We start from the raw sequence: 13,715 nt of genomic DNA on the forward strand, positions 1-13,715 counted from the left end.
GAGTAGTAAGATTGAGATGGAAAAAACGTTCTTTAAAATATGGATAAGTTGTGTCAAACATCCTTTAAAAGAACGGAAAAATATTATATAATTAATTGTAATTTAATTAATGGAACTGCCGAAAGGCAAAATTTGGAGGTCATTTTTCATGTCGAACAACGTTACAACTGTAAGTTCTCCATGGTCAGCTTTCTCTGGTCCTAACCTAGGATATGTGATGGAGCAATACGACTTATTCTTACAGTCTCCTGAAGAAGTAGAACCGGAGTTAGTATTATTATTCCAACAATTTGGTGCACCAGTAGTAGTAGAAGGTGAAGTAGCGGTAGCTAATAGCACAGCGGCTCCTGCTGGCGATTACAAAAAAGTATTAGCAGCTGTGAGATTAGCAGATGCAATCCGTACGCAAGGTCATTTGGCGGCAGATATTTATCCTTTGAAAAACCGTGAACTACAAACAGCTCAAATTGAAGAAAGCGCGTTCAATCTAAGCGCTGCAGATTTAGCTGAAATTCCTGCAGCTATCTTCTTCAAAGATGTGCCAGCAAACGTGAAAAATGGTAAGGATGCAATTGATTACTTAAAATCTGTTTATACAGATAAAGTGGCATTTGAATATAATCACATCGCAGCAACAGAAGAACGTGATTGGATTCAAGCACAAATTGAAACAGGTTCATTTAAACAAGCATTATCTTCTGATGAGAAAAAAGCATTATTAGATCGCTTAACACGTGTTGAAAATTTTGAGAAGTTTATTCATAAAACTTTCGTTGGTCAAAAGCGTTTCTCAGGTGAAGGTTTAGATACACAAATCGTTTTATTTGATGAAATTTTAAAAACAGCTGAAGCAAATAATGTAGAAAAAGTGCGTATTGGTATGGCACACCGTGGCCGTTTAAATGTATTAACACATATTTTAAATAAACCATATGACATGATGTTCTCTGATTTTGCACATGTTTCCAATGAATTATTTTTACCAGAGGATGGTCGACTTGAAATCACAAAAGGTTGGACAGGTGATGTAAAATACCACATGGGTGCTTCTTACAATCGCGAATCTGGTATGAACGTTAAACTTGCTTACAACCCTTCACACTTAGAAGTAGGAAACCCAGTTGTTTTAGGTTCTACTCGTGCGGCTCAAGATGATACGTCTAAGCCAGGTCAAGCAATTTTTAACCGTACAAAAGGATTAGGTATTCTTGTACATGGTGACGCTGCATTCCCAGGTCAAGGGATTGTAACAGAAGTTCTTAACTTTGCGAAAACGGAAGGGTTCACAACTGGTGGTACAATTCACATCATTGCTAACAATATGATTGGATTTACAACTGAACAACAAGATTCTCGTTCATCTGTTTATTCTTCTGACCCAGCAAAAGGTTATGAAGTACCAGTTATCCATGTGAATGCAGATAGTCCTGAGGCTGTATCATTAGTTGGTCGTTTTGCAGCTNNCTAGCTACCGTCAAAAATTCGGTAAAGATATTATCGTTGACTTAATTGGTTACCGTCGTCACGGTCACAATGAAACAGATGATCCAACTGTAACAAACCCAGAAACATATAAATTAGTGGCTAAACATGAAACTGTTCGTGCTTTATATGGCGCACAATTAGTAGCAGAGGGTGTTGTTTCGGCAGATGATGTAGCGACATTAGATACAGCAATTTACGCAGAAATGCAAGCTTCTTATGATCATGTTAAAGAAATGGCTACTAAAGATGAGCATAAACATTTAGAAATGCCTGAAGAATTAAAGGTAGAGTTCCCACAAATTGGTACAGCAGTTGGTGCGGAGCGTCTAGAAAAAATAAATGAAGAGCTTTTAGTATTTGAAGAAAAGTTCGAGCCACAGAAAAAACTTGGTAAGATTTTAGAGAAACGTCGTGAAGCATTTGCTTCTGCAAAAATCGATTGGGGTCATGCTGAAACTTTAGCCTATGCTACGATTGTTCAAGATGGCACACCAGTTCGCTTTACAGGACAGGATGCACAACGTGGTACGTTCTCGCAACGTCACTTAGTATTACATGATAAAAACAATGGTAATGTATTTACACCACTTCACCATATTTCTGGTGCAAATGCATCATTTACAGTACACAACTCTCCACTGACAGAAGCTGGGGTAGTAGGCTTTGAGTATGGGTATAATTTAGAAAATGGCCATGTACTATCAGTTTGGGAAGCTCAATTTGGTGACTTTGCTAATATGGCACAAGTGATGTTCGATAACTTTATTTCAGGTGCACGTGCTAAATGGGGTCAAAAATCCGGTTTAGTCATTCTTTTACCTCATGGTTATGAAGGCCAAGGTCCAGAGCACTCTTCAAGCCGTATGGAACGTTATTTACAAATGTCAGCAGAAAATAACTGGTTCGTAGCAAACTGCTCAAATGCAGGTAACTACTACCACTTATTACGTCGTCAAGCAGCGTTGCTAGGAACTGAAGGTGTTCGTCCACTTGTGGTTGTATCACCTAAATACCTACTTCGTCACCCATTAGCTGCAGCGAATGCTGAGCAATTAGCAAATGGTTCATTCCAAGAGGTAATTGAACAACCGGGTCTAGGTTCAAAACCAGAAGCTGTAGAGCGCATTGTACTTGGTACTGGTAAAGTGATGATCGACATTGCAGACCGTATTAAAGACGGTGAAGGTTTCGATCACTTACACATTATTCGTGTAGAACAACTTTACCCATTCCCAAAAGAGCAAGTTGCTGGTATTATTGCTAAGTATCCGAATGTTAAAGAAGTAGTATGGGTACAGGAAGAACCGAAAAACCAAGGTACTTGGAATTATGCATTAGAAACACTTTATGAACTTTCAGAAGGTAAAAAGCTTCGTTATGTAGGTCGCCCTGCAATGAGCTCTACTTCAGAAGGTGATGCTGATTCTCATAAAGCTGCTCAAGCCGCAGTTGTAGAAGAAGCGGTTGCTGAGCCTGTAAAGGTTAAATAATCATATATTAATTTTTGAAGCCGGGCTGCTTGCTTAGGCGAGTGGCCCTTCTATGTGCATTATGCACGTTAATTAAAGGAGGAAATGAAAGTGGCTGAAATTAAAGTCCCTGAATTAGCAGAATCGATTACAGAAGGAAGTATCGCACAATGGGTAAAAAAAGTGGGCGATCGCGTTGAGAAAGGTGAATTCATCGTTGAACTTGAAACAGATAAAGTAAACGCTGAAATTATTTCCGAAGAAGCAGGTGTCTTAACTCAAATTTTAGCTGAGGAAGGCGATACTGTACTTGTTGGTCAAGTTATCGCAGTTGTAGAAGCAGGCGAAGGTGCAGCACCAGCTCCAGCTGCTCCAGCAGAAGCAACACCAGCGCAAGCAGTACCACAAGCAGCACCTGCCCCAGCTGCAGCAGCTCCGGTTGTGGAAGAAACTTCTGGTGAGCGTGTAATCGCATCTCCAGCAGCACGTAAACTTGCTCGCGAAAAAGGTATTGATCTTGCTGCTGTATCTCCAGTAGACCCACAAGGTCGTGTACGTGTCCAAGACGTGGCAGCTCATGGGACAGCTCCAGTAGCAGCACCACAAGCTCCAGCAGCGCCAAAAGCGGTAGCAGCTGTAGATGAATCACGTGTAACAGTAGAAAAAATGAGTCGTCGTCGCCAAACAATTGCGAAACGTTTACTTGAAGTAAAACAATCTACTGCAATGTTAACTACATTTAACGAAGTTGATATGACAAATGTTATGGCTTTACGTTCTCGTAAAAAAGACCAATTCTTCGAGTCAACAGGCTCTAAACTTGGTTTCATGTCATTCTTCACAAAAGCAGTAGTAGCAGCACTTAAAAAATACCCATATGTGAACGCACAAATCGTTGGTGACGAAATTCACTTAAACAACTTCTTTGATATTGGTGTAGCTGTATCGACAGAAGAAGGTTTAGTGGTACCAGTTGTACGTGATGCTGACCGTAAAAACTTTGCTGAAATTGAAGATGCAATTGCAGACCTAGCGAAAAAAGCTCGCGACAAAAAATTAGGTTTAGCAGATCTTCAAGGTGGCTCATTCACAATTACAAATGGTGGTGTATTTGGTTCATTAATGTCTACACCTATCATGAATGGTACACAAGCTGGTATCTTAGGTATGCACTCCATCAAAAAACGTCCGGTTGAAGTGAATGGTGAAGTAGAAATTCGCCCAATGATGTACCTAGCGCTTTCTTATGACCACCGTATTATCGATGGTAAAGATTCTGTAGGCTTCCTTAAAACAGTAAAAGAATTACTTGAAAACCCAGAAGATTTATTATTAAATTCTTAATGTCCAAAGCCCTGCGATTTGCAGGGCTTTTTCTTTTATATGCAGGATAGAATTAGCTGATAGAAATGCTAAAATGATGGGATAGAATCCCCAAAGTAGTGAATAGAACCTTCAACATATTGGATAAAAACATTGTACGGTAACACCATTGTTCTTAAGGTACTTTTGGAATACTAGTATTACTATCGATGATAATAATTTGTGATTTTTTTCATTAAAACTTCAATATATTTGCTTACATTGCAAAAGTAAATAATGGATTTATGATAGATAAAACCCTAATATTGTCATTAATCAGAAAAATGATAAAATTATCTTGACGAATAAGTTCGTTTTATAGTAGTATCTAGATATCAATTAAATAAACAAACCTCACATTAATTTTGTTGTGAGGTAGAGGCGCGGTATTTATTAGTCCATTGTTGAGTACAAGCAAGCGAAGACGCAATGGAGAAGGAAATATCGCCGAAGTATAAAAGGAGCTCGTACTTTTATACTGGGTCTGCAGTGAATAAGTGCAGGACTGTCCTAGTAAGTTGCTTTCCACATTTACTAGGTTGTGCTATCTCGGAAACATGGAAATTATAGTGAGGATTTGGGCAACTGTCAATTAAAGGTAAGACCTAAGTTCAAAGCTTAGGTCTTTTTTAGTACAGTTGTCTTATTTTTTTACAGAAAAGGGGAGTTTTTCATGAAAAGAAAATGGTTGTTAGTAATGATCTCTATTATGACGGCAATTGTGCTAGCTGCTTGTGGTGCTGGGGACAAAAAGGATTCGGGTAAATCTGGAGATGCTGGTGCTGATTCAGGTGGATCAGAAGATGGTGGGCAATTCCGTATTGGGATGGAAGCAGGTTATCCTCCATTCAACTGGACACAGCAAAATGATGCAAATGGCGCAGTAAAAATTGCAGATAATGCAGAGTATGCAGGTGGCTATGATGTTCAAATGGCCAAAAAAATCGCTGAAGGTTTAGGAAAAGAATTAGTGATTGTCAAAATGGAATGGGATGGATTAGTGCCAGCACTTCAATCCAATAAAATTGATGCTATTATTGCTGGGATGTCTCCTACTGAGGAACGTAAGCAAACGATTGATTTCACTGAAAACTACTATACTTCTGATTTTGTAATGGTTATTAAAAAAGGGAGTAAATATGAAAAAGCAAAATCAATTCAGGATTTCTCCGGTGCTAAAATTACTTCACAATTAAACACTTCAAACTACAATGTGATTGACCAAATCAAAGATGTGCAAAAGCAAACTGCTATGGATAACTTCCCAGCAATGCGTGTAGCTCTAGAGGCTGGTAAAATTGATGGCTATGTAGCAGAACGTCCAGAAGGTATTTCAGCTGCAGCAGCTAATGATAAATTCGCATATGTAGCGTTTGAAGAAGGCTTTGATACAGATCCTTCTAACACATCCATCGCAGTTGGTTTACGTAAAGGCGAGGCAAATCTTGACAAAATCAATGAAATTTTAAAAGGAGTTTCAGAAGATGATCGCCAAACAATGATGGAAGAAGCAATTCAGCAACAACCGGCAGCACAATAACATGGATGCACGGACTCTTTGCTAGTCCGTGCAATGTCATTTCATCATTATTCAATGAGAACCTCTCTAAATAATGATAATGTCTTAGCTAAACATTTCATAAAATGGTAGAACAATCGTGTTTATCATGGTTAGTTAGCTAGGATTATAAAGAAGAAACAAGCAACACTATGTTGTTAGGAGGAACATCATGAGTCTTGAATGGATTATCTCTATTGTAGAGAACAACTGGCAAATGTTTTTACGAGGTGCGTATTATACCTTATTGATTTCGAGTATTAGTACAATTATTGGTGCATTTATCGGATTTTTCATCGGGATTATGCATACCATTCCGGTTCGTAAAAAAGGTGTAAAGTTCTACAGTTTAAAGCTGATTAATTTTATACTAACATGCTATGTTGAATTCTTCCGTGGTACACCAATGATTGTACAAGCGATGGTTGTCTTCTACGGATTGGATATAGCATTTGGTATCGACATGCATTTTATTACAGCAGGTATTTTAGTAGTTTCTTTGAATACCGGTGCTTATATGGCTGAAATAGTTCGTGGTGGTATTGTTTCAATTGATAAAGGTCAATATGAGGCAGCTTCAGCTATCGGTATGAATCATTTCCAAATCATGCTGCATGTTGTACTGCCACAGGTTGCGCGAAATGTATTACCTGCAACAGGGAACCAATTAATTATGAATATTAAGGATACTGCTGTTTTAAACGTTATCGGGGTAACAGAATTATTCTTCCAAACAAAATCAATTGCAGGGAATAACTTCCGCTATTTTGAATCATTCTTTGTAGCTTGTGTCCTTTACTTTATTATGACATTTACAGCATCACGAATTTTACTATATGTTGAAAAACGACTTGATGGACCAGATGCCTATCAAAAAGAACAGAAAGAAGCGATATAGGGGGACGCACAAATGACAGTTATTAAAATCAAGCATTTAAGTAAATCATTTGGTCGTAACCAAGTGTTAAAGGATGTCAATTTTCAAGTAGAGAAGGGGGAGGTAGTGTGCTTAATCGGCTCCTCTGGATCTGGTAAATCAACATTACTTCGTTGCATCAATTTATTGGAAACGCCAAGTGGTGGACAGATTATCTACAAAGGTGAAAATATTCTGGATGACAAGCATAACATTCAAAAATATCGTACACATTTAGGGATGGTTTTCCAGCAGTTTAATTTATTTAACAATCATAATGTATTGAACAATTGTACAGTTGGTCAAATAAAAGTATTAAAGCGTTCAAAATCAGAAGCTGAAAAAACAGCTTTAGAATATTTAAAAATTGTTGGTATGGATCAATATGTTAATGCCAAGCCAAGACAGCTATCTGGTGGGCAAAAACAGCGTGTGGCTATTGCGCGTGCACTATCGATGAGTCCAGATGTGATGCTTTTTGATGAGCCGACATCTGCTCTTGATCCAGAAATGGTAGGGGAAGTATTAAAGGTTATGCGTCAACTCGCAGATGCAGGAAATACGATGTTAATCGTGACACATGAAATGGAATTTGCAAAAGAAGTAGCAGATCGTGTCGTATTTATGGACAAAGGGGTAATTGTAGAGGAGGGACCACCTTCTCAGGTTTTAGTCACGCCTCAGCATGAACGAACGAAGGAATTTTTAAAGCGTACATTAAAATAAGTTCCAGATAGGTATGAAAAAAGTGAGTCCAATAAATGGGCTCACTTTATTTTCTAGAATTCCATTCAGCATAAAGAATAAAGCAAATTGCAAATGCTACGGCAATGATAAAAAACCATTGCGGTACACCACCAAAGCTCATAATAACACCTCAAAGTAAAAATTTATAATAATAATGGTTGTTTATCAAGAAAATAGGGTCTTCTATGGTTTTTTTCTCCACAAAAGATCTAAAATATTATAAAATAAGCAGTAGACATTAGCTTCAAGCTAGTAAAGAGAGGTAGAGAGATTATGTTACATTTAAAATGGAAAGATGAGCCAACACTTCGCACAGTCAAGTGCAAGCATACAAATGCATCTAAATACTTAGTGTCCAATGTATTAACGGTTGGAAAAGATTATGAAGTTAAAAATGAAACAGAAGAGTTCATCTTTATTATCGATAATACAGGTAATATCGGTGGCTATTATAAAGACTATTTTGAATAAGCTTCACAAAAGTAGGGTGGTTCAGACGATTTCTGAGCCACCCTTCGTTCACGAGAAAACTACCATTAGTCCTTCTTAAAGCCCTTTAATTCAGCGACATCTTGTAAATGCTGTTTTTCCTGTTCTGTTGCAGTATGGAGAGCAAATACATCCTGAATAGCCGTCTTGAGCTCCTGCTGAGTTTCTCTGAATTTTGATACTTGCTGTTCGAAAGAGGGGCTCGTAAAGCGATCGTGTGTGCGAGACAAACGTTCCTCAAGCTGTGCATAGTGTTGATCCATATTCATGGATAGCATCATGGCCAGCTGATTTTTCCAAAGCGGTATAAGGGTAACGATTGAAAATTCGATTTTTTCTGCAAGTGTTTGGTTTGCTTGCTGAATCATACGTATTTGAGGTGCAGTCTGTAGGGCAACTTGCTGTGAAACTTGTAAGTCATAAATGCGTTGATCTAGACGTTCAATTTGAGCAGCTAAGTCATTAAGCTGTTGGACTGCAAGAGGTTGCTTTGCTGCCTGTACACTTTGCACCTTTGTCGGTAGTTCTGTCTCAATGGCTTGCTGCTTTTTCATTTGTCCTGCAGCAATCGCAGTAGCAAGCTCCTCAAAAAATCCTCTATTATGTGAGTAAAGCTCCTCAAGCATCTCTACATCCTTTATGAGCTGAATCTGTGCACGTTCTAGCTGTACACCAGTTCGCTCGACTTGGATACTAATTCGTTCAAACTCTGTTAATGTTTGCTTAATTGGGCGTTCCGTTTTACCAAACATTTTTTTGAAGAAAGATTGCTTTTTTGGCTCTAAAGCATTAGGATCTACACGATCTAATGTTTGCATTAATGAATCTAACATTTGTCCAATTTTGGTAACATCCTTCTGTTTGACCTGTGCAAGCATGCGATCCGCGAAGTGAGAAAGTGATCGTTGTGAGTCTTGCCCTAAAGATAGTACGGATTCAAAATTTTCCAAATCAATTTGACTAGCATATAGAAGTGCACGACTTTGCGCAAGAGGCGATAGCGTTTCATAGGTCGCCATCGCCTCGTTATTCGTTGTTTCTAAATAAGTTTGTACAAGGGGGGAGAGCCCTTGTATTGTATTAAGTTGATATGCATGATCATTTGCTGTCACTTATCATCGCCTCGCCACTCCAATTGTTCTCTTCTTCTATTATTGGAACGATTCGCGAATTCGATTTCCATTTGAAGGTGATCGATATCATTGGAAAGCGCATCCTTTAAATCAATCTGAATCGTATCATTTAAATCGNNTCAGTGTTTCCCTTGTTTTAGATAAAGTTATTTGAATTTCTGAATCCTTTACAGGCTGCTTCGATAGCATTGTATATTTATCCGTTAATTCTACAGCAGAAGGTAGATGTGCATAAAAAAATTGCTCTACATTATAAAATTTACGGGGATCTGTCTTGACAATTTTTACAATATTTTTTGAAATACGCGTCATTTCAAGCAATTGCTTAAATGCTGCAACAGAGCGTACACGTAAGTAGTTTTGGCTCAATGTTTGGATATGTTTATTGGCAGTTATAATTTGGGTTTCAATATGTTTATATTCTTCTTTTGTTATACCAGTTAATTGCATAACTTTCTTCTTCTGTCTATGTTTCAGCAACGCTGTACTCGTCGCGTAAGTTCCAGCAAAAAATAAACCACCAAGGAAGTATCCTGGATTTGCCACAATTGCTGCAAAGGAAACAGTTGTTAGAGAAATAAAGAAGCTAGCGGTATGTCTAGTGAAAAACTGTTTGACACTAAGCATTGTTTCTTCCTCCTTGCTTTTCAATATGTCTATCTTCTTATACGAAATAATCGACATAAAGTTTCATTGAAAAATTAAACCTTACATAAATTTTACTGCTAATTGTTAAGTTTCTCAATGATAATACTTTAAATACTGGAAATCTTTGGAGCCCTATTAATAACTATCATAGATTAACGTTCCCAATCGGTTTGTGCTTATGCTTATTTTGATGAATATGTATTTAATTTAGGTTAGCCTTTTCTATGTTCCTATAACATCTTTTAAATCGTTAGTAGGTAGGGAGGAGGTCTCGTTTTTCTGGAAAACCTCCTGAAGATGACAAAATGCCATAAGTAATGATGGCACTGTTATTAATGATACCTGTAAATGTTATAGTCTAAAAAGTTTAATCATCTAATCCCTTACCATTAAGAATTTGCTGTATATATTTTTCAATCCTTGACACTCTTGTTTTAGATTGTTTAGGTTGAGAAAAATAAAGAATGTATGCTCTTTGCCGTCCAGGCGTTAGTGCCGCAAAGGCAGTTTTCAAGGCTGGCTCTTCTTCAAATTTTTGTTGAAGTTCGTCAGGGATAGTCTCTTTATCCTTTTTTAACGCTACTTCCAAGCCTGCTTTCTCAATTGCAATTGCTTGTGAGACATAGTCCTTTATGATTGCTTCTTTTTCAACTATTTCTTGAACATTGGTAAAGCGAATTTGGCGTGCTGCCTGAACATTTTCGGTTTGCTGAATGAGAATCCCGTGCGTATCCTGTAATAGTGCTCCCTTGTGAAATAGAAGCGCACAATATTCTTTAAACCCATGAATTAAAACTATATTTTTATTATTAAGCGTGTAACAAGGATGCATCCACTTAAATTCTTCAGTCAGCTCACAATCATGAACAATTTTTCTTAACGCTCTATATTCTTCCTGCCATTTTTTTGCCTTACTTATAAATTCATCAACCTTAGGATTCATACTATTCATTACGGAACACCTCTCATCAATTTGTTAATCTGAAGTCAAGAAAGACAACAATCAATTTTATCAATTGATTTATAATAAAACATGAGAAGGTGTCATGTCTAGCATAGCCAAATGTACTAGGGAGAAGCATAATATCGGAACCTAAAAAAGATTGAAGCAATAAACCTCAATCAAAATTTGCCTAAGCAGCATTTCCTTTTGAGAATATCATCAATCTTATTATTAACTAGCTTTTGTCCTAATTAAACAATATCTGACTCCATTCGCACATATCCTTTCAAATCATCATGAAGCTCTAAAGTAAAGGAATTAGAATCTGCTTGTGGACTTACACCTTTTTGGACAAATAACAGGAATTCTTCTATTGCCTTTTTAGATCCCTCAACTTCAACTTCAATTTGTTCTTGGTCATTAAGCTTACAATATCCCTTTAATCCTAGTTCAATCGCTTTTTGTTTAATGAAAAAACGGTAGCCTGTACCATATACATCACCAAAAAATTTAATCAGCGCTCGCTTGTTCACGCTAAAACCTCCTACTAGTTAAGGAGGGGAAGAGTCCCCTCTACTTAGTGCATTACACGTTCTTTTTCTAAATGAGCAATTAAGTTATTAATAAAATAGAGAACTTTCTCAGATGCCTGGTCTACTTCTTTTAAATGAATTTCGGCTTGTTGTATATGACCAGCCTTATGAGCCTCTGCTGCTAATTTTGCTGACTCATGGACACGTATATGATAGGCGTCTAGATCACGATAATCTTGTAAGTGTCCAAAACGTTCTACTGAGCGTGGAGAAGTATACCATTTACCTAGACGACAATCTTTATGAGAAGATACATCACTCGGTTGTACGTTTTCAAGGCCGAGGAACATATTATAAATTCGCCATTTCCATAAAATATGATCTGCCTTTGATAATTGTAAAAGTGCTATGGATGATAGCTGAACATTATTATTGGCAACAATATCATTACGGAAACGGTTAATTTCTTTTCCTAATAAGTGTATATCACTAGATGTATTATGACTATAGTCTCGAATATCATCCTGTAAATTAGATATTTCAATCATTCTTGTAGATACCTCGTCTATTGCTGCTGCCTGTTCCTGTGAGATAGCAGCCGTATTTGTGACATCCAGGTTAATTCCTTCAATGGCACTAACAATAGCGTTTAATAATGGCAACGATTCTTTTGCCTCAACGGTTGCATCCTTAATGATGTCTGTTGTTTCCGTTATGGAGTTAGCTACATCATTCGAATAGCTTTTTAAATGATGCACGTTTGTAGAAACTTCACTTAGTGCTGAGACAGTGCCCTCAGCAAGCTTTCGAACTTCCTGTGCCACTACTGCAAAGCCTTTACCGTGTTCACCTGCGCGTGCCGCCTCAATAGAAGCGTTTAGCGCAAGTAAGTTTGTTTGATCAGCAATTTGGTTAATCAAGGTTACTACATGCTCAATATCATTTACTCTTTTTTGTAATTCCGAAAAAGATTCAACAATTGCTGTAAATGTTTCTTCCGTTTTGAAGATTTCAGATAATGCGTGCTCAATAGCATCTTTCCCTTTAATGGCATGATCTACAGATTCCGTTGTTTTTTCAGAAATATGGGAAGACATACGGGCAACCTCATTAATGGAAGCGGCAATTTCTTCTGTTGCGGCAGTAGAGGATTGGATTTCTTCATTTTGTTTATCTAAACTGAATACTAAATCCTTCATGTACATAATTTTAGCATTAACATCCATTAAAGAAGATATTTCTGCGACTACATTTTCAATAATTCGTTCTGTTAGTACTTCAACAAGTAGCTCTTGATCGACATTGACAGCAGATTGGAATGATTTCATGTATTCAAAGGCCTTATACGGTTTTATACCGAAATTATGTAAAATATATGTTGTTATATAAAAGGCAAATTGATTGAAAACAACAATTAACTTACCAGGCTCATACTGATTTTTTCGAAACAAATTGAAAAATTTAACTGTTTCATCTACATACTCATCATCACGTGTAGCTAAGAAAAATTGTGTCAAATATCGATTAATATTTTCTTCACTAATTGTTTGCTGAGAGGTAGGGGAGATTTCACTTAAATAATTGTTAAAAATAGCATTCATAGATGGTGTGATATCTTTTAATTTGTTGTAAAGAGCCTTTAAATTTTCCTCATCATGAGAATTGAAGTGGTTAAATGCTAAAGTTTGATGGAAACGGCCAGTTGCATTCAAATTGGTACCACGCTTTAATAATTCTTCGAGTTCTGCCTTCGGTCGAATACTTGAAAACATAAAAAAAATACCTCCCAAAAAGTATGAATAATAAGGTAATAATAGCATATTTCAGGGTGTTTTAATAGACATTTCATGTGTGTTTGCTAAAATGAGAATATCTTATGACAGCAGGGAATGGGCAAATATGTATACAATACTTTACATGAAAGCTGATTATGAGCCTTGGTGGAAATTTGAAGGCTGGGAAGCTTTTATTCAAACGAATGAAACATTTGCAACGGAAGAGCAATTTAAATTGGCATTAGCGCAAAAATTAGAGCACTTTCGATTAACATACGACAATGAGGCAACAAAAGAAGGGAAATATTGGGCTTTTTGGTCGGAGGATGAAAGCTTTTATTGTGAGGCTTGTGATGATGATACACAAGTTTATCATGGTATTATAGCTATAAAATCAGAAGAATTGAAATAAAATTTTGAAATTAAATAAAAAAACAATTTTCTTTATTTGACAAAATTATGAATGGTGGTTATACTTAAGTTAACAATTTAATTGCTTCACCGGAAACATGAATTCACATATTACAAAAAGTGATCGCGTTAGTTCGGTACTCTTTGTAATATGTGAATTTTTTTCATTCGCTGAAGAAATTACATATTGTTCACTTTTATTTTTTGGAGGTTTTCTTAAATGAAACAAGGTACAGTAAAATGGTT

The 13,715-nt window shown here is 36.9% G+C and carries 11 protein-coding genes, 1 pseudogene and 1 riboswitch; of the genes and pseudogenes, 7 read left to right on the top strand and 5 right to left on the bottom strand.

Going from position 1 to position 13,715, the window contains the following annotated elements; genetic code table 11:
* Window positions 1-148 precede the first annotated feature (148 nt).
* From B2R82_RS12950 to B2R82_RS12975, 6 genes and pseudogenes are all read left to right on the top strand, one after another.
* A pseudogene (locus B2R82_RS12950) lies at window positions 149-2,975 on the top strand (2-oxoglutarate dehydrogenase E1 component).
* Between the two features lie 90 nt (window positions 2,976-3,065).
* Window positions 3,066-4,298, top strand: a complete 1,233-nt coding sequence (gene odhB / locus B2R82_RS12955; protein ID WP_286925264.1) for a 2-oxoglutarate dehydrogenase complex dihydrolipoyllysine-residue succinyltransferase — start codon at window positions 3,066-3,068, stop codon at window positions 4,296-4,298.
* A 386-nt stretch (window positions 4,299-4,684) separates the two neighbouring features.
* Window positions 4,685-4,871, top strand: a riboswitch (Lysine riboswitch).
* Between the two features lie 118 nt (window positions 4,872-4,989).
* Window positions 4,990-5,856 carry a transporter substrate-binding domain-containing protein gene (locus B2R82_RS12960; protein WP_286925265.1) on the top strand — a complete coding sequence of 289 codons (867 nt, stop codon included), beginning with the start codon at window positions 4,990-4,992 and terminating at the stop codon, window positions 5,854-5,856.
* Window positions 5,857-6,046: 190 nt separating this feature from the next.
* Window positions 6,047-6,772 (top strand): amino acid ABC transporter permease, encoded by a 726-nt coding sequence (locus B2R82_RS12965; protein WP_283872673.1) that lies wholly within the window; start codon window positions 6,047-6,049, stop codon window positions 6,770-6,772.
* Window positions 6,773-6,784: 12 nt separating this feature from the next.
* Window positions 6,785-7,516: an amino acid ABC transporter ATP-binding protein gene (locus tag B2R82_RS12970; protein ID WP_283872676.1), complete on the top strand. Its 732-nt coding sequence runs from the start codon at window positions 6,785-6,787 to the stop codon at window positions 7,514-7,516.
* A 294-nt stretch (window positions 7,517-7,810) separates the two neighbouring features.
* On the top strand, window positions 7,811-8,008 hold the full coding sequence (locus B2R82_RS12975; protein WP_286925266.1) for a DUF6501 family protein: 198 nt from the start codon (window positions 7,811-7,813) through the stop codon (window positions 8,006-8,008).
* Window positions 8,009-8,073: 65 nt separating this feature from the next.
* On the opposite strand, the gene B2R82_RS12980 is transcribed toward B2R82_RS12975, so the two are convergent.
* From B2R82_RS12980 to B2R82_RS13000, 5 genes are all read right to left on the bottom strand, one after another.
* The gene (locus B2R82_RS12980) at window positions 8,074-9,138 is read right to left on the bottom strand and encodes a toxic anion resistance protein (RefSeq protein ID WP_286925267.1); all 1,065 of its coding nucleotides are present in this window, start codon (window positions 9,136-9,138) and stop codon (window positions 8,074-8,076) included.
* A 126-nt stretch (window positions 9,139-9,264) separates the two neighbouring features.
* Complete coding sequence (locus B2R82_RS12985; protein WP_422655558.1) at window positions 9,265-9,843, bottom strand: 5-bromo-4-chloroindolyl phosphate hydrolysis family protein; 579 nt, start codon at window positions 9,841-9,843, stop codon at window positions 9,265-9,267.
* A 331-nt stretch (window positions 9,844-10,174) separates the two neighbouring features.
* Window positions 10,175-10,759 carry a YdeI/OmpD-associated family protein gene (locus B2R82_RS12990; protein ID WP_286925270.1) on the bottom strand — a complete coding sequence of 195 codons (585 nt, stop codon included), beginning with the start codon at window positions 10,757-10,759 and terminating at the stop codon, window positions 10,175-10,177.
* Window positions 10,760-11,001: 242 nt separating this feature from the next.
* On the bottom strand, window positions 11,002-11,283 hold the full coding sequence (locus B2R82_RS12995) for an acylphosphatase (protein ID WP_286925271.1): 282 nt from the start codon (window positions 11,281-11,283) through the stop codon (window positions 11,002-11,004).
* 44 nt (window positions 11,284-11,327) lie between these two features.
* Window positions 11,328-13,055, bottom strand: coding sequence for a globin-coupled sensor protein (locus B2R82_RS13000; protein WP_286925272.1), 1,728 nt, complete (start codon window positions 13,053-13,055; stop codon window positions 11,328-11,330).
* Window positions 13,056-13,146: 91 nt separating this feature from the next.
* Between B2R82_RS13000 and B2R82_RS13005 the strand changes: the two genes are divergently transcribed.
* Window positions 13,147-13,470, top strand: coding sequence for a DUF1033 family protein (locus tag B2R82_RS13005; RefSeq protein ID WP_286925273.1), 324 nt, complete (start codon window positions 13,147-13,149; stop codon window positions 13,468-13,470).
* Window positions 13,471-13,715 lie beyond the last annotated feature (245 nt).

This window comes from Lysinibacillus sp. UBA6686, assembly GCF_002455205.1.
Lineage (GTDB): Bacteria > Bacillota > Bacilli > Bacillales_A > Planococcaceae > Lysinibacillus > Lysinibacillus pakistanensis.

Excerpts from the sequence above, each read along its gene's own strand:
- B2R82_RS12970 (WP_283872676.1), top strand. The coding sequence starts at position 6,785 with ATGACAGTTATTAAAATCAAGCATTTAAGTAAATCATTTGGTCGTAAC.
- B2R82_RS13000 (WP_286925272.1), bottom strand. The coding sequence starts at position 13,055 with ATGTTTTCAAGTATTCGACCGAAGGCAGAACTCGAAGAATTATTAAAG.
- B2R82_RS12990 (WP_286925270.1), bottom strand. The coding sequence starts at position 10,759 with ATGAATAGTATGAATCCTAAGGTTGATGAATTTATAAGTAAGGCAAAA.
- B2R82_RS12975 (WP_286925266.1), top strand. The coding sequence starts at position 7,811 with ATGTTACATTTAAAATGGAAAGATGAGCCAACACTTCGCACAGTCAAG.
- B2R82_RS12965 (WP_283872673.1), top strand. The coding sequence starts at position 6,047 with ATGAGTCTTGAATGGATTATCTCTATTGTAGAGAACAACTGGCAAATG.
- B2R82_RS13005 (WP_286925273.1), top strand. The coding sequence starts at position 13,147 with ATGAGAATATCTTATGACAGCAGGGAATGGGCAAATATGTATACAATA.
- B2R82_RS12960 (WP_286925265.1), top strand. The coding sequence starts at position 4,990 with ATGAAAAGAAAATGGTTGTTAGTAATGATCTCTATTATGACGGCAATT.